Annotated in this window: 20 protein-coding genes; 12 read left to right on the forward strand and 8 right to left on the reverse strand. The window is 63.4% G+C overall.

Annotated elements, in window-relative coordinates; translation table 11 throughout:
• Positions 1–38: 38 nt before the first annotated feature.
• The 5 genes from mtrA (at position 39) to hpf (ending at position 5,980) form a co-directional block, all read left to right on the forward strand.
• Positions 39–719 (forward strand): MtrAB system response regulator MtrA, encoded by a 681-nt coding sequence (gene mtrA / locus PGC08_RS07915; RefSeq protein WP_009884702.1) that lies wholly within the window; start codon positions 39–41, stop codon positions 717–719.
• On the forward strand, positions 716–2,782 hold the full coding sequence (gene mtrB / locus PGC08_RS07920; protein WP_271709911.1) for an MtrAB system histidine kinase MtrB: 2,067 nt from the start codon (positions 716–718) through the stop codon (positions 2,780–2,782). Before mtrA ends, mtrB begins: the two co-directional genes overlap by 4 nt.
• The gene (locus PGC08_RS07925; RefSeq protein ID WP_271709912.1) at positions 2,779–4,500 is read left to right on the forward strand and encodes an LpqB family beta-propeller domain-containing protein; all 1,722 of its coding nucleotides are present in this window, start codon (positions 2,779–2,781) and stop codon (positions 4,498–4,500) included. The genes mtrB and PGC08_RS07925 overlap by 4 nt, the downstream gene beginning before the upstream one ends.
• Before the next feature lie 31 nt (positions 4,501–4,531).
• Positions 4,532–5,254: a ComF family protein gene (locus PGC08_RS07930; RefSeq protein WP_069599902.1), complete on the forward strand. Its 723-nt coding sequence runs from the start codon at positions 4,532–4,534 to the stop codon at positions 5,252–5,254.
• Positions 5,255–5,320: 66 nt separating this feature from the next.
• Entirely contained in the window at positions 5,321–5,980 is a 660-nt protein-coding gene (gene hpf, locus PGC08_RS07935) for a ribosome hibernation-promoting factor, HPF/YfiA family (protein WP_193078476.1), read from the forward strand.
• A 128-nt stretch (positions 5,981–6,108) separates the two neighbouring features.
• Here the strand turns inward: hpf and PGC08_RS07940 are convergent, their stop codons facing one another.
• The 4 genes from PGC08_RS07940 to PGC08_RS07955 form a co-directional block, all read right to left on the reverse strand.
• The gene (locus tag PGC08_RS07940; protein ID WP_096160913.1) at positions 6,109–7,173 is read right to left on the reverse strand and encodes a DUF418 domain-containing protein; all 1,065 of its coding nucleotides are present in this window, start codon (positions 7,171–7,173) and stop codon (positions 6,109–6,111) included.
• An 85-nt stretch (positions 7,174–7,258) separates the two neighbouring features.
• Positions 7,259–7,900: a response regulator gene (locus tag PGC08_RS07945; protein ID WP_096160914.1), complete on the reverse strand. Its 642-nt coding sequence runs from the start codon at positions 7,898–7,900 to the stop codon at positions 7,259–7,261.
• A 37-nt stretch (positions 7,901–7,937) separates the two neighbouring features.
• Positions 7,938–9,080, reverse strand: a complete 1,143-nt coding sequence (locus tag PGC08_RS07950) for a sensor histidine kinase (RefSeq protein ID WP_271709913.1) — start codon at positions 9,078–9,080, stop codon at positions 7,938–7,940.
• A 47-nt stretch (positions 9,081–9,127) separates the two neighbouring features.
• Positions 9,128–9,697: a hypothetical protein gene (locus PGC08_RS07955; RefSeq protein ID WP_271709914.1), complete on the reverse strand. Its 570-nt coding sequence runs from the start codon at positions 9,695–9,697 to the stop codon at positions 9,128–9,130.
• Positions 9,698–9,858: 161 nt separating this feature from the next.
• Between PGC08_RS07955 and PGC08_RS07960 the strand changes: the two genes are divergently transcribed.
• Together PGC08_RS07960 and secA are read left to right on the forward strand one after the other, a co-directional pair.
• Positions 9,859–11,103 carry a winged helix-turn-helix domain-containing protein gene (locus PGC08_RS07960; protein ID WP_271709915.1) on the forward strand — a complete coding sequence of 415 codons (1,245 nt, stop codon included), beginning with the start codon at positions 9,859–9,861 and terminating at the stop codon, positions 11,101–11,103.
• A 54-nt stretch (positions 11,104–11,157) separates the two neighbouring features.
• Complete coding sequence (gene secA, locus PGC08_RS07965; RefSeq protein WP_193083770.1) at positions 11,158–13,854, forward strand: preprotein translocase subunit SecA; 2,697 nt, start codon at positions 11,158–11,160, stop codon at positions 13,852–13,854.
• Between the two features lie 22 nt (positions 13,855–13,876).
• Here secA and PGC08_RS07970 read toward each other — a convergent pair whose 3' ends face one another.
• Both PGC08_RS07970 and PGC08_RS07975 read right to left on the reverse strand, forming a co-directional pair.
• Entirely contained in the window at positions 13,877–14,344 is a 468-nt protein-coding gene (locus PGC08_RS07970) for an Rv3235 family protein (protein WP_069599908.1), read from the reverse strand.
• Positions 14,341–15,159, reverse strand: coding sequence for a LysM peptidoglycan-binding domain-containing protein (locus PGC08_RS07975; RefSeq protein ID WP_069599909.1), 819 nt, complete (start codon positions 15,157–15,159; stop codon positions 14,341–14,343). The genes PGC08_RS07970 and PGC08_RS07975 overlap by 4 nt, the downstream gene beginning before the upstream one ends.
• A gap of 148 nt (positions 15,160–15,307) precedes the next feature.
• Between PGC08_RS07975 and PGC08_RS07980 the strand changes: the two genes are divergently transcribed.
• Positions 15,308–15,823, forward strand: coding sequence for a hypothetical protein (locus tag PGC08_RS07980; protein ID WP_009884688.1), 516 nt, complete (start codon positions 15,308–15,310; stop codon positions 15,821–15,823).
• A gap of 32 nt (positions 15,824–15,855) precedes the next feature.
• Here the strand turns inward: PGC08_RS07980 and PGC08_RS07985 are convergent, their stop codons facing one another.
• A complete protein-coding gene (locus PGC08_RS07985; protein ID WP_009884687.1) occupies positions 15,856–16,077 on the reverse strand; it encodes a helix-turn-helix domain-containing protein in 222 nt (73 codons plus the stop codon).
• Between the two features lie 140 nt (positions 16,078–16,217).
• On the opposite strand from PGC08_RS07985, the gene PGC08_RS07990 reads away from it, so the two are divergent.
• The 4 genes from PGC08_RS07990 to PGC08_RS08005 are packed head-to-tail and all read left to right on the forward strand — an operon-like array spanning position 16,218 to position 18,561.
• Positions 16,218–16,868 (forward strand): SAF domain-containing protein, encoded by a 651-nt coding sequence (locus tag PGC08_RS07990; RefSeq protein WP_009884686.1) that lies wholly within the window; start codon positions 16,218–16,220, stop codon positions 16,866–16,868.
• Complete coding sequence (locus tag PGC08_RS07995) at positions 16,865–17,929, forward strand: DNA-binding response regulator (protein ID WP_271709916.1); 1,065 nt, start codon at positions 16,865–16,867, stop codon at positions 17,927–17,929. Before PGC08_RS07990 ends, PGC08_RS07995 begins: the two co-directional genes overlap by 4 nt.
• A complete protein-coding gene (locus PGC08_RS08000; protein ID WP_271709917.1) occupies positions 17,926–18,084 on the forward strand; it encodes a hypothetical protein in 159 nt (52 codons plus the stop codon). Before PGC08_RS07995 ends, PGC08_RS08000 begins: the two co-directional genes overlap by 4 nt.
• A gap of 9 nt (positions 18,085–18,093) precedes the next feature.
• Positions 18,094–18,561: a DUF6912 family protein gene (locus tag PGC08_RS08005; RefSeq protein ID WP_069599911.1), complete on the forward strand. Its 468-nt coding sequence runs from the start codon at positions 18,094–18,096 to the stop codon at positions 18,559–18,561.
• 57 nt (positions 18,562–18,618) lie between these two features.
• Here the strand turns inward: PGC08_RS08005 and PGC08_RS08010 are convergent, their stop codons facing one another.
• Entirely contained in the window at positions 18,619–19,083 is a 465-nt protein-coding gene (locus PGC08_RS08010) for a DUF2505 domain-containing protein (protein ID WP_009884683.1), read from the reverse strand.
• Positions 19,084–19,109 lie beyond the last annotated feature (26 nt).

Here is a 19,109-nt window from a genome sequence, read left to right on the forward strand (position 1 = left end):
GGTCGAAAGATTGGACGCTCATAAGCGACAATGGGAGGATGAACGCTCGTATCCTCGTAGTTGATGATGACACGGCTCTGGCCGAAATGATCGGAATTGTGCTCAAAAGTGAAGGCTTCGAACCCTTCTTCTGTGCCACCGGCGATCAGGCTTTCGACGAATTCCAAAAGGTGAATCCGGACCTCGTCCTCCTCGACCTCATGCTGCCCGGGAAGGACGGACTCGAGGTCTGTCGGGAGATCCGGGAGATCTCCTCCGTGCCGATCATAATGCTCACGGCGAAATCGGACACCGTGGACGTCGTCCTCGGCCTGGAGTCCGGTGCCGATGACTACGTTCCCAAACCGTTCAAGCCCAAGGAGCTCATTGCCAGGGTGCGGGCCCGCCTGCGCATCTCCGAACCGCAGGCGCCGGAACTGCTCACCGTCGGCGATGTCGTTGTCGACGTCGCCGGTCACACGGTGACCAAGGGCGGTTCCCCGATCTCCCTGACCCCGCTCGAGTTCGATCTGCTGGTGGCGCTGGCCCGCAAACCCTGGCAGGTCTTCTCCCGTGAGACCCTGCTCGAAGAGGTGTGGGGCTACCGGCATGCGGCGGACACCCGTCTTGTGAACGTGCACGTGCAGCGACTGCGTTCGAAGATCGAGCGTGACCCGGAGAAGCCGGACATCATCGTGACCGTTCGCGGCGTGGGATATAAGGCAGGCAGAGCGGCGTGAGTCCCACCTCGGCTGTGGGCGGAGCGATCCGCACCGCAGCCTCGGCGGTCCAGACGTTCTGGAGGTTCCTCCTCCGTTCGTTCAGCCATTCCCTGCAGCTGCGGATCGTCGTCCTCACCATCGTCCTCACCTCCGTGGCCATCTTCGGAGTGGGGACGTACATGTCCCAGCAGATCTCACGTGGCCTCTTCGACACCCGGCTCCAGTCCCTGTCCTCTCAGGCCGGGACCATCGTCTCCGAGCTGCGCAGCCTCGCCCCCGTCGACGGGCAGGCGGTGACTCAGGAGAACCTGAGCTCTCAGCTCTCTTCGATCTACAACCGCTCCACCGGTTCCGTGTACTCGCTGTCGTTGGAGCCCAGTGATCCGAACTCATCGTTCTCAACCGTCAGTGCGGGGAAGACGGAGTCTGATGGCTCCGCCGTCGAGGTGCCCGCCACCGATGAGCTCAAGGAGGCCATCGGCAAGGCCCCGACCGATGACATGCTCTACCAGTCCGTGGCCCTTCCCGACGGTTCCGGTCCCGGTCTGCTGATCACTCAGGAACTCCAGATCCCAGGTGCCGGTCAATTCCAGCTCTATTATCTGGGTGACCTGTCCGAGCAGCAGGACACCCTCGACTTCGTGCAGCGTTCGATGCTCGTCGCAGCCCTTGTCCTCGTCGTTCTCGTCGGTGCTGTGGCCTGGATCGTCACCCGGCTCGTGGTGACTCCGGTTCGCACCGGCGCCGAGGTGGCACGTCTGATCGCCGATGGTGACCTGGACGAGCGCATGCCGGTTCACGGCAATGACGAGATCGCGGTGCTGGGGGAGTCCTTCAACGACATGGCCGACACTCTGCAGCATCAGATTCAGCAGATGGAGCGACTCTCCGTCCTGCAGCGACAGTTCGTCTCCGACGTCTCCCACGAGCTGCGCACACCCCTGACCACGATCCGGGCCGCCGCAGACCTCATCTACGATGCGCGCGACGACCTCGATCCGGTCACCTCCCGCAGCGCGGAACTGCTGAACTCGCAGGCGGAGAGGTTCGACAATCTCCTCTCGGACCTGCTCGAGATCTCCCGCTACGACGCCGGTGCCGCCGCCCTCGTGGCCAAGCCCGTCGATGTTGGGGCCATCGTGACCTCGATCATCGAAACGGTGTCGATGGTGGCTGACCAGATGTCGACGAACATCGTCGTCCACGCCCCGTCCTCGCCGGTGATGGCCGAGGTCGACCGCGTGCGCATCACCCGTATCGTGCGCAACCTCGTCGTCAATGCGATCGAACACGGAGAGTCCAATCCGATCGACATCTATGTCGCCTCCAACGCCGAGGCGGTGGCCGTGAGCGTGCGTGACCACGGGGTGGGCATGAACGAAGAGCAGGTCGAGCACGTCTTCGACCGCTTCTGGCGTGCGGATCCCGCCCGCAAACGCACCTTGGGCGGTTCTGGTCTGGGGCTGGCCATCTCGCTCGAGGACGCTCACCTGCACAACGGCTGGCTGCAGGTCTGGGGCAAATTGGGAGAGGGCTCGTGTTTCCGCCTGACCATTCCACGCCGTCCAGATCAGGAGATCACGTCCTCACCTCTGCCTCTGCCGCCACGAGATGCGCAGATCCAGGGTGCCGCCCTGGTGGCCGGCCCGCTGTCCTCGGACGGTTCCGTGCGGATCCAGACGGGCTCGATTCCCATCGTGGTCGAGACCGGTCAGACTGGCCCCGCCCACGACGGCTTCGTCGATGAGCCTGAGGTCATCAGCGGTGATTCGGCCATCATCGACGACGGCACCGATATTGACACCGACTCCGACGACGAGACACTTGATGTCGACGAGGCTGGCACAGCCACGGAGGTCAGTGACGACCCGGATGCCGCGAATGACTCTGAGGCGCGCAAGGGTTCTGAGACTCGCAAGGACTCGGATACCGGGAGGGACTCGGAGGGCGAGCCCGACTCCGACGCCGAGGCAGGCAGCAGTGAGCCCGAGCCCGACTCTGCTGGCGACGCCGAAATTCACATCGACATGGACACCGTTTGGCACCCCAGCACCACTCCCGAAGGAGGATCGAAGTCATGAAGACTCCCCGCCGTAGGAAGAGTCTGCAGATGCTCATCCTCGCCATCTTCGCCACCATGGCGCTGGGAGCCTGTTCCTCGATCCCGAGCAGTTCGCCCGTCGGTCACATCAAAGCGGGATCCGGTGACCCCGGAGCCAGCAGCGCCCGTATCCCTGACGGCCCTGAACCCGGTGACAGCATCGGTGAGATCGTCCGCGGATTCTTAGCAGCCGGTGCGGGTACCGGAAACAACTTCTCCGTCGCCAAGTCCTTCCTCACCGAGGCCGAGGCCCAGGAATGGAATCCGCAGGAGTCGGTGTCAATACTGCCCAACGACACCGATCTGGACTCGCTCAACGCCGGAGTCACCTCCGACAACAAAACGCTGACGATGTCGGCCCCGGTCGTCGGGCTCGTCAACTCCTCGGGCATCTACAATTCCACCAAGCCGGGAACTCAGTCGAACATGGAGTTCTCGCTGCGTCAGGAGAACGGGGAGTGGCGCATCGCCTCGGCGCCCGATGGTCTGCTCATCTCCGAGACAGAGTTCCAGACGATCTTCCTCAACTACTCGCTGCAGTTCTTCACCTCCGACTACTCCTACCTAGTCCCGGACTCCCGGTGGTTCCTCCGGTCCTCGTCAACACCGACGGCGCTCATCAACGAACTCCTCAGCGGACCGGCCTCGTACCTCTCGAGCGCGGTCGTGACCGCAATCCCTGATGGTGCGAAACTCAGCGACACCAACGTGGTGACCATTGAGAACGGTGTTGCGCATATCGCCTTGGGCAGCCAGGGAGATGCGCCGACAGACAGAGAGAAGGGGCTGATCCGACAGCAGATCGCGTCGACGCTCAAGGTCATCCCCTCCATTTCGAGCATCGAGCTGACCATCGGCGGACAGCTCGTTTCGGAGAGTCTGCAGCCGAAGACCGATTCCTCCGTCCAGGTCGACGGTCCACCCGTGGTGCTGTCCCAGGACCGGCTCTCACGCATCTCCGGCACGACAGTGGCCAAGGTCGAGAACAGCCCGAATCTGGCTAAGGCCAAAGCCAGCGATCCAGCCGTGTCCTTCGACGATTCGCTCTACGTCTACCTGCAGAACTCCGGTAAGGAGCTCATGCGGCTCAAGGCCGATACCGTTGATGCGACTCCGATCTTCAAGGGCAAGAAGCTCGTCCGCCCCAGCATCGACCGGTTCAACACGGTGTGGACCGGAGAACGCGATAACAAGGGCAAGCTCACCGCCATCGGCGAAGACAGCAAGGAGTACTCGATCGCCACGGACTTCCTCTCCGGTCGAGATCTCATCGACCTCGAAGTCTCACGCGACGGGACACGGATCGCGCTGCTGAGCCGGCACAAGGGCGAACCCTCACGCATCGACGTCGTCGGCATCCCGCGTGACAAGGCGGGCAACCCCTCCAGCGCTGTGTCCGATGCCCTGATCGAGGTTGGATCGAACTTCGACGAGGTCAAGGACATCTCGTGGGCGGGATCGACGTCGCTGGTGGCCATGGCTGCGATGGAAGGCGATGAGGTCCAGCCGTTCCGCATCGGTGTCACCGGACCTCCGGCGCAACTGGGAGAGGTCCCCGACGGCAGCCGCATCGCCTCGGGCGAGGACGGACGTTCGATTCTCGTGACGAGCTCATCAGGTGAGATCTACTCCTACAATTCCAACGCCTGGCAGAAGCTCGTCGACATCACGGCCAAAGACCCCTCCTATCCGGGCTGAGGTGCGCAGCGCGGCGAGGTAGATTTCTCCCATGGGCCTGCTCACCGGATTCGGCGAACTCTTCCTGCCCCGCCGGTGCGCCGGCTGCGGGCGGGAGGACGTCTCATTGTGTACGGCCTGTCTGCATCTCCTCGGCGGCATCCCGCGCGCCATGGAACCTCGATACGGTCAGATTCCCGTCGTCGGCGTCTCGGAATACAGCACCCAGATTTCTCATATGGTGGTCAACTTCAAAGACAACGGACGCCGCGACATTCTCGACCCGCTAGCCCTGGCACTTGCACGCTCCATCACCGCGGCCTTGGAATTGGCTCATCATTCGGGTGGGAGGGTCAGACTGTTTCCCGCGCCGAGCTCCCCGCAGGCGCTGCGTCGTCGAGGTCGTTCCCATACGGCGGCATTGGCCAGACGCGCCGCGCAGCTGGTTCCCGAACTGTCACTGGAGGTCATCGATGTGCTCCTCACCAGACACCACCATGATCAGGTCGGTCTGGGAGCACATGCCAGGGAGGCCAATGTGGCCAGATCGCAGTATCTCAACCCGACGATCCTGGACTCAGCGATTGGGCGACCAGGCGGCGAAACGGAGTCGGAATCGGGTGTGGATCTTCTCATCGATGATTTCTCAACCACCGGCGCAACCTTGGCAGAAAGCGCAAGGGTATTAGCATCGGTGCAGATCAGACCCGCTGCAGGAGCCGTTCTCGGTCTCGGCCGCGGGGGCACTCGATTTGTCTCTCCCTTTACTGTATAACGGTGTTTACCCATCCAAGGGAATGGGATCGGATGAATCCGAAGAACGAGTCGCTAAGGACGCATCATGGACATTGTTGTCAACGGACGTCAACTGACCATCTCCGACAGTTTTCGGGCCCACATTGAGGACAAGATCGCCAAGGTCGAGCAGCTCGCACCGCGAGCGCAACGAGTCGAAGTGCACGTTGCTCACGAGAAGAACTCTCGTCAGCCCGAAACCAGCGAACGAGTCGAACTCACTGTAGTGGCGAAGGGACCGGCCATTCGCGCCGAAGCCATGGCAAGCGACAAGTATGCGGCATTGGATCTGGCCTGGGCGAAGCTCGTCGAACGATTACGGCGTGCCAGGGACCGCAACAAGGTTCCTCGAGCCGGCCACCATCGGAAGGAATCGACCGCAGAGGCACTCGCGAAGATGCCCGTGGCCGATTCGCTCGTCCCCGAGGATGGCGAGGCGATCGACGCGAACGCGTCCGCGAACAACGATCAGACGAACGGTCGGATCAAGGCTGAAGGCGATTCGCCGGTGGTTCTGCGTGAGAAGACGTTCAACGGCTCACCCATCGGCATCGAGGAAGCACTCAACCGGATGGAGCTCGTCGGACACGACTTCTACCTGTTCATCGACGAGGAGTCGAGCAAACCCTCCGTCGTCTACCGCCGCAAGGGCTGGAGCTACGGGGTCATCGCCCTTGACCCGGAGCTCGAGCCAGTCGCCGACTGAGCCGAAATCGACAGTGCTGACTCAGGCTGAGGGGCACTGATTCGAACTCAGATAAGAATACGAACACGATCGCCGAGGTGGGAGGGCCCACCTCGGCGATCTGTGTCTGTGGATATGTCGGTGGTGTTTCAGGCTCGTGTACCCTCACGTCCCCAGGTGACCAGTCGCCACAGCCTCTCCAAGGGGCCCTGCCCGACGAAGCGCAGCCATAGTGCGGAGACGATGATCTGGATGATCATGATGCCGAGGCAGATGAGGACGCCTGCCAGGTATCCGCCATGGTCATCGAACTGGGTCAGGTCGGGCTCAATGGCCTTCACGCCCAGAATGAGCAGTGTGGCTCCGATGTAGTTGCTCAGCGCCATCCGACCCAGCTGTGCGAAGACCTGCCTCAGAACCGCCTCGGCGGGGGTGAGCATGAGCAGCATGACGATGACGACGAGGCACAGGGCCATGGTGATGCCGAGGCCGGCTGTGATCCACATGTGCACCTGGCGGGTGATGTAGTCGGTGAGCAGGAATCCGGTGACGGAGATGGCGGCGCTTGCGGCTCCGATCAGGGCCAGCCGGCCGGGATGGCGCAGTGCGCGGCGGATGGTGTCTGCGTAGCCGGCGGCGAAGCCCAGCAGGAAGAGTCCGGGGATGATCACCTGGCCACCGCCGAACCAGACCCCGGCGGTCAGAAGCACCCCTCCGGCGATCGATGTGGTCGCGGCCAGTGCGCGGGCTGGAATCCACGTCGCGGGCAGAAGGATGACGATCGCGACGATTGCATAGGGCAGCAGAGCCTCACCGGGCTGCAGGAACGCGTGGCCGACGCCGAGGAGGGCCAGGAACAGGAAACGGCGCAGCAGTGCGAGCCTGGGTCTGGGACTGCGGGCCCTGGCCGAGTTCCACATGATGCCGAAGCCGATGCCGAAGAGCAGAGAGAAGATCGGGAAGAACCTGTTCTGCACGAAGTCCTGTTCGAACCTGTAGAAGCTCTGGACAGCGCCGGTCTCGGTGACTGCGTCAAGGCCGAACAGCGGCGGCAGATTGACGATCATGATGCCGCACAGCGCAATACCGCGTATGACGTCGAGGGCCGCGATGCGGGATCTGGGTGCAGTGCGTGAGCTGTGGGGCTCGGTCGTGGTGCGTGTGGGGGAGTCGGTCGGTGCTGTGGACGGGTGGCCGCTGGTGTCTGAACTCATGTGTTCCATCCTGGTTCACCCCGCCCGCCGCCGACATCGGCACAATGGCCGGACTCCGCGATCAGGGGTCAGCCATTCGGCCGATTCATCGCCCCGAATTCATTGCCCCGGACTCCCACATCCGTGCAGCGATCTCGACCCGGTTGCGGGCACCCAGGCGCGTCTGGATGCTGCCCAGATGAGACTTCACGGTCCCCAGCGAGATATAGAGCTCGGCACAGATCTCCTGGTTCGTCCGCCCCCGCGCCACGAGGCGAGCGACGTCGTTCTCCCTTTCGCTGAGTCCGGCGAGGCGGTCCTCGCCCGTTCTGGTGTCCTGGGCGCGGCGGCTGAGCAGATCCAGGGTCAGCGACGGTGAGATCAGCGCGTCGCCGTTCGCGGCGGCCCTGACTGCGGCCAGCAATAGGTCCGGGCCGGCATCTTTGAGGAGGAATCCGCTGGCGCCGCCGGCCAGGGCCGCATCGACGTAGTCGTCATCGTCGAATGTCGTGACCATGATGACCTTGGAGATCGGCGTCAGCCGGGGCAGGGCGGCGAGCCCGTCGAGCTTGGGCATGCGGATGTCGAGGAGGATGACATCGGGGCGTTCGCGTTTGGCCAAGGCGATGGCATCGACGCCGTCAGAAGCCTGCCCGACCACGGTGATCGACTCATCGGCGTCGAGGATGAGGGAGAACCCCATCCGCACCATTTCCTGATCATCGACCAGCGCCACCGTAATCACGATCGTCCTCCGTCGGCTCGTGTCGGACTCATCCCTGAACTCACGGGTTCAAGGGTAACCGAGTCTCAAGCACCCAGCCCCCGTCGTGACTGGGCCCGGCGAACAGATCCCCGCCGAGGTGGTCGACCCGTGTGCGCAGCCCGTGGAGCCCGGTTCCGCTGCCGGCCCCGATCCCACCAGCACCGGTCCCGCCTGCACTGGGGCCGTTGATCACGGTGAGGATGATGTCACGACGTGACCCGTCATCGGGCATCGACGAGGTGGTGGTGAGCAGCCGGACCGTGATCGGGACGCGGGACCCGGCATGGCGACGGATGTTCGTCAGTGCCTCGGCCAGCACCCGGTCGAGGACGGGCCAGATGGTGGTGGGGACCGCCTCGGTATCGGTGCCGTTGAGGTCGAGGGTGAGGTCCTCAGCCTCGGCGAAGCCATTCGCCCGGTCGACGAGCCCCTGGAGGCCGGAGACGACGGGGGACCGGGCACCGGAATTGCCGGGGACGGACGTGGTGTCTGAGACCAACGACCGGATCTCCTCCAAGGCACGTGTGCCTGACTCCTCGATCTTGGACAGGGCAGTCCTGAGTATCCCGGCGTCCTCGCTGCGGGCCGCGGCTTGGGAGAGGACGACGATCCCGGTCACCTCGTGGGCGACCAGATCGTGGAGTTCGGTGGCCATCCGACGTCGCTCCGCCTCGGCGGCGGTGGCCTGACGTTCGAGCAGGGACCGGTCGACCATGCGCAGCAGGAGGCCCAGGGACAGACTCGCCACGATCACCGTCGAGGCACCGAAGGCGAAGGTGATCCCGTCGGGTATGAGGCCGGGGACGACGACGTTGCCCACCGAGAGCAGGATGAGCAGCAGCAGCTGGAGGCCAGTGGCGAACCAGCGGGAGAGCATGACCACAGTCACCAGGCTCAGCCACATCACAGTCGGGCTCAGGGTCGACGCTGCCGCGACCGGGATGAGCGCGAGGATCAGAGCGAGCGCGGCGAACGGCAGCAGTGAGATCTGAGGCCTCGTGACCCCGGCGGCAGCTCTTTGGGTGCGGATGAGGATCGGGAGCGCGGTGGCCAGCGCAAACAGATCGGCGATGATCACCAACCAACCCGAGCCGGTGAGCACCTCTAAAGCGAAGGTCAGAGGCAGGGGGAGGAGCCACAGCCACGTGATCACAGTCTTCATCGCATCCCAGTCTAATCGGGGCGGGTGTGCAGCGGCGCGGTGGAACTTCAGGTCGTGGGGGTTGACTGGTCGCTGTCGTGGGAAGAACGGTATTCGAGTTCGACGACCACGCCGGTCTTGGTTACGGCTGCTCCGTGCTCGCTCACGCCTTCCTCGACTTCGATCTCGCCGGCCAGTTGTCCGTCGGCGAACAGTCGCAGCGTGCGGTCCTTGACCTCGGAGGTGTAGGTGACCTTTGTGCCGTTGACCATCGCGGAGTCGGTGAACGATCCGTCCGCGCGCTCATTCGGGTCGACGTCTCCTGCGGGATGGTCGCAGGTCACGAAGCGTGTGAGACGGTCTGCCCGACCGTGGCTGAGACGGTGGACGAGCAGCTGGTCCTTGTTGGTCCCGGCCTGCAGCGCAAGATCGACGTAGGTGAGGTCCACGGAGTCCTGGATGGCGAAGAGGATGTATAGGCGACCATGGACGTCGATCCCGGTGGAGTCGACTCCCTGGTCATCGAGATAGTCCTCGACCTGGTTTTCGAGTGAGAGCTTCGACTGGTGTTCCCAGACGAAGAGTCCTCCGATGGCAATTGCGATGATGGAGGTGAGAGCGATGATGGCCTTCTTCATGATGTGTCCTGGTGCCTTTCGTGGGGGAGTTGTGGGTGTCGTGGTGACAATGACCATCCTTCCGGCAGACGGTCGTGCCGCCTTCGGCCGAACGGCTGGTTCCGATCGGCCGGATGGACGGATTTCCGTGCCGTGTCAGTGCGGTGGCCTACTGTGGGTCCATGCAGAAGATGACACTGTCGGCAGCACGCAGGACTGCAATCGCTGCAACGGGCCTCGACCGGCCGCGCCCGGCCCAGGTGACGGCACGACACCTGAAATCGACCTTTGCCAGATTGGGTCTGACCCAGATCGACTCGGTCTCACGCGTCGTCCGAGCCCACTACCTGCCCTTCTTCTCGCGTCTGGGTCCGTATCCGCGGGAGACCCTCGACCGCCTCCTCTACACGGCGCCGAGGATGGGCGTCGAGTACTGGGCCCACGCGGCGGCGTTCGTTCCGCCTGAGACCTGGCGCCACTTCGAGCAGAGTCGCACCGAGTGGTGGCGCAATGACTACGGGCAGCGGCATCCCGAGAGCGGTGCGGCGTTCCGCGAACTCCAGGCTTCCGTCCTCGATGCCCTGGAAGACGGACCCAAGACTGCGCGTGGAGTCGCCGATGTCGTCGATCATGAGATCCCCGAACGGCATCGCGGCCATTGGGGCTGGAATCCCAGCCAGGTCAAGATGGCCCTTGAGGCGCTGTTCGCCGGGGGAACAGTGAGCGCCACCGGCCGCAATGATCACTTCGAACGGATCTATGCGCTGCCGCCCGACGTCAGCGATGTCCTGCCGCAGACGCCGCTGGCCTATGGGCCCAGCCAGACACCGGAGCTGAGCCTCGTCGACCCGGCGGCTTCTCGTCAGCGGGGCATCTCAGGCACGGAGAACAACGTCCTCGAGCTCACGAGGATCGCCGCGAGAGCCCTGGGTATCGCGCGTCCGGGCTGCGTGGCGGACTACTTCCGCCAGCAGCGCGCCCCCACGGACGAGGCGATCAGGACTCTGCTGGAGACCGGCGAGCTCATCGAAGTCGACGTCGAGGGCACCCGTGCTCTGAAGTGGCACACAGCGAGGACCCCGCGCCGAGTCGACGCACGTGCACTCCTGGCTCCGTTCGACCCTCTGGTCTTCTACCGGCCGCGGATCGAATGGCTCTTCGACTTCCACTATCGGATCGAGATCTACACTCCGGCCAAGGACCGAGTGCACGGGTACTATGTGCTGCCGTTCCTCCTCGGCGAACGCCTCGTCGGTCGAGTTGACCTGCACCGGGACCAGGCAGCCGATACGCTCCGGGCGCTGAAGGTGACGTGGGAGCCCGGTGAAGAGCATCAAGAGGAACTGGCGCTGGAGCTGTGCGAAATGGCGAAGTGGCTCGGATTGGGTGCCGTGGATATGAGCGGTACTCACCTGCCATTAAGCTAGGGAATATAGAGTCGTTCGAGTTGTTGTCAGGCATTCATGCCGATTAGGAGAAAAGTGGCTAATTTCCTCGAGAAGCTTCTGCGCACCGGTGAGGGACGCACGCTGAAGAAACTCCGCCAGTACACGGAAGCGATCAATGCGCTGTCCGAGGAGTTCAGCGAGATGTCAGACGCTGAACTGCGAGAGGAAACAGATCGTTTCAAGAAGCGCTATCAGGAGGGGGAGACCCTCGACTCGCTGCTTCCGGAAGCCTTCGCCGCGGTGCGTGAGGCCTCGGGCCGCACCCTGGGCATGCGCCACTTCGACGTCCAGCTCATGGGCGGGGCGGCACTGCACTTGGGCAACATCGCCGAGATGAAGACCGGTGAAGGCAAGACGCTCGTCGCCACGGCACCGGCCTATCTCAATGCGCTCACCGGCGGGTCCGTGCACGTCATCACGGTCAACGACTACCTGGCGACCTATCAGTCCGAACTCATGGGCCGTGTGTTCCGGTTCCTCGGTATGGAGACAGGCTGCATCCAGGCGAACATGTCCTCGGACAACCGTCGCAAACAGTACGCCGCAGACATCACCTACGGGACGAACAATGAGTTCGGCTTCGACTACCTGCGCGACAACATGGCCTGGTCGGCCGACGAACTGGTCCAGCGCGGACACGCCTTCGCGATCGTCGACGAGGTCGACTCGATCCTCATCGACGAGGCGCGCACCCCGCTCATCATCTCCGGTCCAGCAGAAGGCGACGGCAACCGCTGGTACGAAGAGTTCGCCAAGGTCGTCAAGCGCCTCAAGACCGACCGTGACTACGAAGTCGATGAGAAGAAGCGCACCGTGGGTGTGCTCGAACCCGGCATCGAACGAGTCGAGGACTACCTGGGCATCGGCAACCTCTACGATGCGGAGAACACCCCGCTGATCAGCTTCCTCAACAACGCGATCCGCGCGAAGGAGCTCTTCAAGAAGGACAAAGACTATGTGATCCTCGACGGCGAAGTGCTCATCGTCGACGAACACACCGGTCGTGTGCTCAAGGGACGTCGCTACAACGAGGGTCTGCATCAGGCCATCGAGGCCAAGGAGAACGTCAAGGTCCAGGCTGAGAACCAGACCCTGGCGACGATCACCCTGCAGAACTTCTTCCGTCTCTACGACAAGCTCTCGGGCATGACCGGTACAGCCGAGACCGAAGCTGCTGAGTTCATGGCGACCTATAAGCTCGGCGTGGTCCCGATCCCGACGAACAAGCCGATGCAGCGCATCGACCAGTCCGACCTCGTGTACAAGAACGAGGTCGCGAAGTTCGACGCCGTCGTCGACGACATCGCCGAACGCCACGAGACCGGACAGCCGGTGCTAGTGGGCACCACCAGCGTGGAGAAGAGCGAATACCTCTCCAAGCACCTGAAGAAGCGCGGCATCCGTCATGAGGTGCTCAACGCGAAGAACCACGCGGGTGAGGCCTCTATCGTGGCAATGGCCGGTCGGAAAGACGCCGTGACAGTGGCGACGAACATGGCCGGCCGCGGTACCGACATCATGCTCGGCGGCAACGCCGAGTTCATCGCCGTGGCCGAGATGGAGAAGCGGGGCTTGGACCCGCAGGAAGACGCAGAGCAGTACGAAGCGGAATGGCAGGACGTCCTCAAAGCCGCAGAGAAGCGAGTCAAGAGCGAAGCCGAAGAGGTCGTCGAGGCCGGTGGCCTGTACGTCCTGGGCACCGAACGTCACGAATCCCGGCGCATCGACAACCAGCTGCGGGGACGTTCGGGACGTCAGGGTGACCCCGGCGAGAGCCGCTTCTACCTCTCACTGACCGATGATCTGATGCGACTCTTCGGCTCCGGTGCCGCTGAACGGATCATGGCCACCGCCAATGTTCCCGACGACGTCCCGCTGGAATCCAAGATGGTCTCCAGAGCGATCCTCTCCGCGCAGTCGCAGATCGAACAGCGCAATGCCGAACAGCGCAAGAACGTCCTCAAATACGATGACGTGCTCAACCGCCAGCGCACAGTGATCTACGACGAGCGTCGCAGCGTTCTCGACGGGGCGGACCTGGAAGACCAGGTCTCGAAGTTCCGCGAGGAGGTCATCGACGCCTATGTCGCCGAGGCGACCACCGGTCCGGTCGAGGACTGGAAGGTGGGCGAACTCTTCGAAGCACTGGGCAAGATCTATCAGCCCTCCATCACCGAAGAGGACCTGGCCGACGAGGTCGGCGGAATCGGAAACCTGACGAAGAACCGTCTCAACCGTGAGATCCAGTCCGACATCGAGGTGTTCTACGAGCAGCGCGAAGAGGCTCTGGGCGAAGAGGCAACCCGTGAACTCGAACGACGGGTCGTGCTCTCGGTCATCGATAAACGGTGGCGCGAACACCTCTACGAGATGGACTACCTGAAGAACGGCATCGGTCTGCGGGCCATGGCGCAGAAGGATCCGCTGGTGGAATACCAGCGCGAAGGCTTCGACATGTTCAAGACCATGCAGGATGGGATCAAGGAGGACGTCGTCCGCCTCACCAATACCCTGGAAGTGACCGTGAACCGGGCCGACGATGCAGCCGACGATGACTCCGAGGTCGAGGTCGATGCGGCAGAGCTGCGTCACACCACGCCCAAGATGCAGCTGTCCGCTCCGTCCGAGGACGGCTCATCCTCGATGTCTGAGTCCGAGGGTGACGAGGCCGGAGCCGAGCAGCCGGCCAACCGTGCCGAGCGTCGTGCGAAGAAGAAGGCGAAGAGCTGATTCTTCGGCTCTGACAACGAATTCACATCGTCTGCAGAGCAGTCATCGTCCACCGGGTGGTGAGCAGTTCCAAGCGAATTGCCACCGCCCGGAAGCGACTCTGGGTGCGGACGATGACAGTGACTTCGGCGACGTCACCGGTGACACGACAGACTCGCGCATTGCCAGCCTGCAGCGTTCGAGATGGCCCGAGCTCACCCACCGGCTTGGCCGGCGCCACCTCGGCACGCAGCTGGGCCCGCTGATCGATCTTCTCCAGCAGTCCCCGGTCGACCCAACGGGAGATGGAATCGCTGCGCCGTATGCCAGCGAAGATCTCCAAGCACGCCACCGCCAATGAGGTTGCGGTGGCTGCGATGCGGCTGTCATCCCGATCCGCTGCGACCTGGGTCGTCTTTGCCGCTGGGGCAGTGCCGATCCGGTTCTGTCGTGAGTTGGCAGGTGGCGTGTTTGCCACTCGTGGGCGTGAAAGCACCAGTGGGGCGGTCATGGCTGGATCTCCAATCGTTGGCCGGGCATGATGAGGTTCGGATTCGTGCCGATGACGTCCTTGTTTGCTGAGTAGATGTCATCGACGATGTCTTGGGCGGTGCCACCGGATGAGGGCTGGCTGATTGCGATCGACCACAGGCTTTCCCCGACGCCGACGATATGAACGCCGACCTCGTCGTCGGCACCTGGTGGAGCCGAGTCGTCGCTGTCTGCAGCTGGGTCAGGACTGTCTGGATCAGGGTCAGGGGCACCGGTGTCGGCCGCTGGTCCACCCTGGTCAGGGGAGGGAGGACGCGTCGGACCTGATGAGTCGGAGTCAGCAGGCGGTGGAACTGTCGGCCAGCCGGGGTCCAGCGAGGGATCGTCGGCGACTGCAGTCGGCCAGCCCGGATCGAGCGCGGCACTCGGCCCGTCCGGATCGGGCGCGGCACTCGGTGCGGCATTCGTTGCGGCAGCGGCGGCGTAGTGAGCGTCTCGTGGAGGTGCGCCCTCCGGCAGGGGAGAGGCCTGTGCCGCGTGAAGCGTCAGGCTCGCCGAGGCCACAGCGAGAACACTCGAACGCAGCACGGCGGGCACGATGCGCAGGACCGTCCCTGTGGCCAGTGTTCTCACCCGACCTCGGGGCAGGAGCCTGATCAGCATCGTCAGCAGAGACACCACACCGAGCCGAGACGACAGCGCCGCAGCTGTGCCGACGATGATGAGGATGACGAGATCGGTGGTGCTGCGTGGCTCTGGGAGCTGAACCCACGCGGTGATGAACGCACCGATCAGACAGAGCCACGAGATGGTGCAAGCTGCCAGCAGATACATGAAAGCGATCCTTCATTGGAAACGTACACCAATGATGTCGGTAGATAACGTTTGATGTCAATAGACAAATATAACTACAGTAGTGTAGTTCTCATGTACGGGTCGGAATCCCTTGCCTCACGCTCGTCACTGCGGCAGGCTTCAGATCATGGACGATCGGATCGACGCTCTCCTTGCGGATGTCGAAGCAATGCACGCGTCTCGGGAGATCCACGCCAGGCGTGGGGAGTTCGGTGATGAACTCGCGGTCCATGCTGCGCAGCGCACCCTGCTCGAGCGGATGCGTGGAACGCTCGGTCAGCCGGTTCAGGTAGTGGTTGCTGACCGGGAGATATCCGGGACCGCCGTGTTCCTGGGCGATGGAATCTTCGTCATCGCCGGCGTCGAGACAGTGGTCGTGGCCATCGACTCGATTCGAGAGATTCGCACCCGTTCCCGACGGCACAGATACGAACCCGGTGCCTTGGAGCGGTTGGGGATGGCGTCTGCGCTGAGGCGCCTGGCCGCCGATCACGAGGAGATCTCGCTGGAATTGGCGGGGGATGGTGGGACTATTCGTGGGCGCAGCGACATGGTCGCCGCCGACTATGTTGAGATCTCAGGTCGGATCATTCCGCACCGAGCGATCGTGCTGGTGCGTGCCAGGACCAACCCATTCGCCTAGGCAGTGCTGACGGTTCGAGCGCTGCGGTGCGCTCAGTCTTCGAGCGAGCCGGTCTTGATCTCGTGCTCGGTGCGTTCATACATCCGCTGGATGTACGCTTCGATCTCGGTCTTCTCCACACGCCACTGTCCGCGTCCGCCGACTTTGATGGCGCGCAGGTCGCCGGTGCGGACCAGGGCCCGCGCCTGAGCGATCGAGACATTGAGCAGATCGGCCACATCGGTGAGCGGCAGGAAGCGATTTTCGACGACCATGAGGGCCCCTTCTCATTCCAGGTGACTGATTGCTTGGTGACTAATTTTGCCAAAACCATTGCTTTGACCTCGTTTGGTGTTCAATACTATCACTCAGAAACAGTTCCTGTCATGGGAAATTTTCCAAAGGTGGAGATGCAATGGAGCTCTCAAAACGAATTCGTCGGCCCAAGTGGACCGATGCCAGACTGCTGGTCGGAGCGGTCCTCGTCGTCGTGGCCATCGTCGCGACCTATCTGCTCATCAGCGCCGCGAATGCGACGACCCGCGTGTGGGCCAGCGCCTCGCCTCTGGTCCCAGGTCAGGTGGTCAGTGCGGACGATCTGACGATTGCGGAGGTGAACCTGGCAGACATCGGAGACAAGTACCTCTCGGCCGACGCAGGAATCCCGGATCGCTCGAGTGTGCGCACGGTCATCGCCGCCGGTGAGCTGCTGCCAGCCTCGGCGCTGGCGCCCGTCGCGGAACTCGACGGCAGAATTGTGGCCATCGATGTCGCGGGCTCTGTCCCGACGGTCGTGGACACCGGCAGCCTGGTCGATGTCTGGGCGCAGCCGGAGTCGAAGGGGCTCGATGATGAGGGCATCGACCCAGAGCAGATCGTGACCTCGGCACCGGTGTCGAACATCTCCCGTGAGGTGGGCAGCTTCGGTGTCGGAGACGGTGCCAGGATCGAGGTCTTCGTCGCCAGCACTGAACTCTCCGATGTCCTCGGAGCCCTCGACGGCAACAGCGTGCTCTCCGTTGTCGGCGCCCCCGCTGAAGTCAAGGCCGAGGGCGGCCAGTCATGACGCAGGTCCTCCTGGCTGTGGACTTCGAATTCGATCTCATCCTGTTCGAACTCCTCAGTGAGGTCGACGATTTCACCATCGTCGCCCGCCCCGCGGACGAGGTCGAACTGCTCGCATTGTGTCGGACCGGCAGCGCCGACGTCGTCATCGTCGGGCAGTATTTTCCGGGCCTCGACGCGCAGGTCATCGCATCGATCCTGGCAACGGGGACGGCGGTGCTGGGGTTCGGCAATGACACCGCGGCATTGACGGCACTCGGCATCAGCACCAGCGTCCCGTCGAATGCCGATGCTGAGACCGTCGCCCAGGCGCTCAACGACACTCGCGACTCCACTGTTGTTCCGCCGCGGCCCATCGCCCCACCTGGGTCGGCGAGCGGTCAGGGACATATCGTCACGGTCTGGGGAACCGGCTCCTCTCCGGGTCGCACGCTCACGGCGGTCAACCTCGGCGATCATGGGGCCAGACAAGGGCATCGCAGCGTCGTCGTCGATGCCGACACAGTAGCCGCGATGGTGGCAACGACCCTGGGGTTGACGGAGGAGTCGGCACACTTGGCAAGCCTCTGCCGACTCGAGGCGGAGAAGGCGCCGCCCCTGGACGTCTCCGGCGTTCCGCGTGCTGCGATACGCGAGGACTTCCATGCCATCACCGGTTTGACCAGGCCCGACAGGTGGCCGGAAGTGCGCGCTTCGGTCCTCACCGCGGTGCTGGCTCGCCTGGCGAAGATGTTCGACCTCGTGGTCGTCGACGTCTCCGACCGAGTCGACCCCGACGATGACTTCGCCGATCCGTTCTACGACCGGCACTGTGCGACCCGGGCTGCTCTCGACGCCGCCGACACGGTGCTCGTCCTCGCTGCCGGAGATCCGATCGGACTGCAGAGGCTCGTCAAACTGCTGGGCACCGACAGAGTGGAGTCGCTGGGTTCGAGAATGCGCATCGGCATCACGAAGGTCCGCTCGTCAGCCGTCGGCCACCCCGCCGAGGGGCGAATCCGGGAAGTGCTGTCCAGGTTCGTCCGTCGGATCCCGACCTCATCTTCAGCGAAGATCGTGTGACGACCGATGCCGCCATGTTGGCCGGACACACGCTCCACGAGGAGAATCCGAAATCCGTGCTCAGCCAGGAGTACGCTGCCGCGGTGGCCGAACTGCTCCCGGCACGAAAGCGCTCTAGGAAGACAGGTTCGGGGCGCAGGGTGAAGTCCCTTTAAGATTGGAGCATGTCGATTCGCTGCTACATCCCGACCACACTGGACGCACTTCGCCGAGGACTCGCCTCCGTGCATGCGGTCGCCCCCGACGCCCACGGTCGAGGGCTGGGCGGAGATGAACTTGAGGCGCGAGAGTTCGACGCTCTCTACATTGCGGCCGCACTGGCCGCCACCCAGTCATTCGAGGACGGTCCCGCAGACATCCAAGAGCCCTCGCCACGCGCCGTCGTCGCCTACGACGCACCCGATGCAACTGCCGGTGAGGAACTCGTCGACGGCTTCGACCTGCTCAGCCTTCCCGAGGTCGACGTGACCTCGATCGTGAGCATCCACATCGACGAGGTCGAGGTCTGGGAAGAAGCTGCCAAGATCGGGGCCGACGGCGGACACGAAGCGGCAGAGGACCACCTCGGCGACTCAGATCTGCTCTGGTACGACGCGACCGAGCTTCCCGAGCTGCTGCGCGAACGCAGCTGAGACCGGACGCGGACATAGCTGAGACTGAACGCGCCTGAGACCGGGCGCGCCGCAGTCTCAGGCGCGTTCGAGCTTGTTCAGCCGATCGTCGAGACGGTTCTGCAGAATAGGCACCACGGCCTGTTCGATCATCGACCCGAACAGGGGAATCGAGGAGCTGATCTCGGCGCGCACCGACAGCGAAGTTCCCGCGTCCTTCTGGGTCAGCGTGATGAGCGCATCGATCTCAACGGGCACTCCGGCCGCGTGGGCGGTCATCCTGATCTCCGCGCTGTCACCGATGACGTCGCCGGGAATCATGTAGACCTCAACGAGTTCGGCATCCGCCGGCAGGTGGGAGGCCAGGGCCGAGGGCATCTCATCCTTGGGCAGCGGCGTCTTCACCGTCACCTCGGTGTCGGGATCGATTCGTTCTGCCTGGGCTTCATATCCCAGTGACTGCCACGTCGAGGCGTCGGCAAGCCTGAGAAGAAAATCGGACAGAGATTCCGAGTAATCATGGTTGAGAGTCAGAGTTCGCATAGCTCCAGTTTGCCAGTAGTTCATCG

Source organism: Brevibacterium sp. BDJS002 (genome assembly GCF_028201555.1).
In the GTDB taxonomy this organism is placed as follows: Bacteria; Actinomycetota; Actinomycetes; order Actinomycetales; family Brevibacteriaceae; genus Brevibacterium; species Brevibacterium aurantiacum.

Coding starts and splice junctions, on each gene's coding strand:
- PGC08_RS07960 (WP_271709915.1), top strand. CDS start 9,859: ATGCAGAAGATGACACTGTCGGCAGCACGCAGGACTGCAATCGCTGCA.
- mtrA (WP_009884702.1), top strand. CDS start 39: ATGAACGCTCGTATCCTCGTAGTTGATGATGACACGGCTCTGGCCGAA.
- PGC08_RS07930 (WP_069599902.1), top strand. CDS start 4,532: ATGGGCCTGCTCACCGGATTCGGCGAACTCTTCCTGCCCCGCCGGTGC.
- PGC08_RS07990 (WP_009884686.1), top strand. CDS start 16,218: ATGGAGCTCTCAAAACGAATTCGTCGGCCCAAGTGGACCGATGCCAGA.
- PGC08_RS07940 (WP_096160913.1), bottom strand. CDS start 7,173: ATGAGTTCAGACACCAGCGGCCACCCGTCCACAGCACCGACCGACTCC.
- PGC08_RS07970 (WP_069599908.1), bottom strand. CDS start 14,344: ATGACCGCCCCACTGGTGCTTTCACGCCCACGAGTGGCAAACACGCCA.
- PGC08_RS07975 (WP_069599909.1), bottom strand. CDS start 15,159: ATGTATCTGCTGGCAGCTTGCACCATCTCGTGGCTCTGTCTGATCGGT.
- PGC08_RS07995 (WP_271709916.1), top strand. CDS start 16,865: ATGACGCAGGTCCTCCTGGCTGTGGACTTCGAATTCGATCTCATCCTG.
- PGC08_RS07985 (WP_009884687.1), bottom strand. CDS start 16,077: ATGGTCGTCGAAAATCGCTTCCTGCCGCTCACCGATGTGGCCGATCTG.
- PGC08_RS07950 (WP_271709913.1), bottom strand. CDS start 9,080: ATGAAGACTGTGATCACGTGGCTGTGGCTCCTCCCCCTGCCTCTGACC.
- PGC08_RS08005 (WP_069599911.1), top strand. CDS start 18,094: ATGTCGATTCGCTGCTACATCCCGACCACACTGGACGCACTTCGCCGA.
- PGC08_RS08010 (WP_009884683.1), bottom strand. CDS start 19,083: ATGCGAACTCTGACTCTCAACCATGATTACTCGGAATCTCTGTCCGAT.
- PGC08_RS07925 (WP_271709912.1), top strand. CDS start 2,779: ATGAAGACTCCCCGCCGTAGGAAGAGTCTGCAGATGCTCATCCTCGCC.
- PGC08_RS07980 (WP_009884688.1), top strand. CDS start 15,308: ATGGACGATCGGATCGACGCTCTCCTTGCGGATGTCGAAGCAATGCAC.
- hpf (WP_193078476.1), top strand. CDS start 5,321: ATGGACATTGTTGTCAACGGACGTCAACTGACCATCTCCGACAGTTTT.
- PGC08_RS07955 (WP_271709914.1), bottom strand. CDS start 9,697: ATGAAGAAGGCCATCATCGCTCTCACCTCCATCATCGCAATTGCCATC.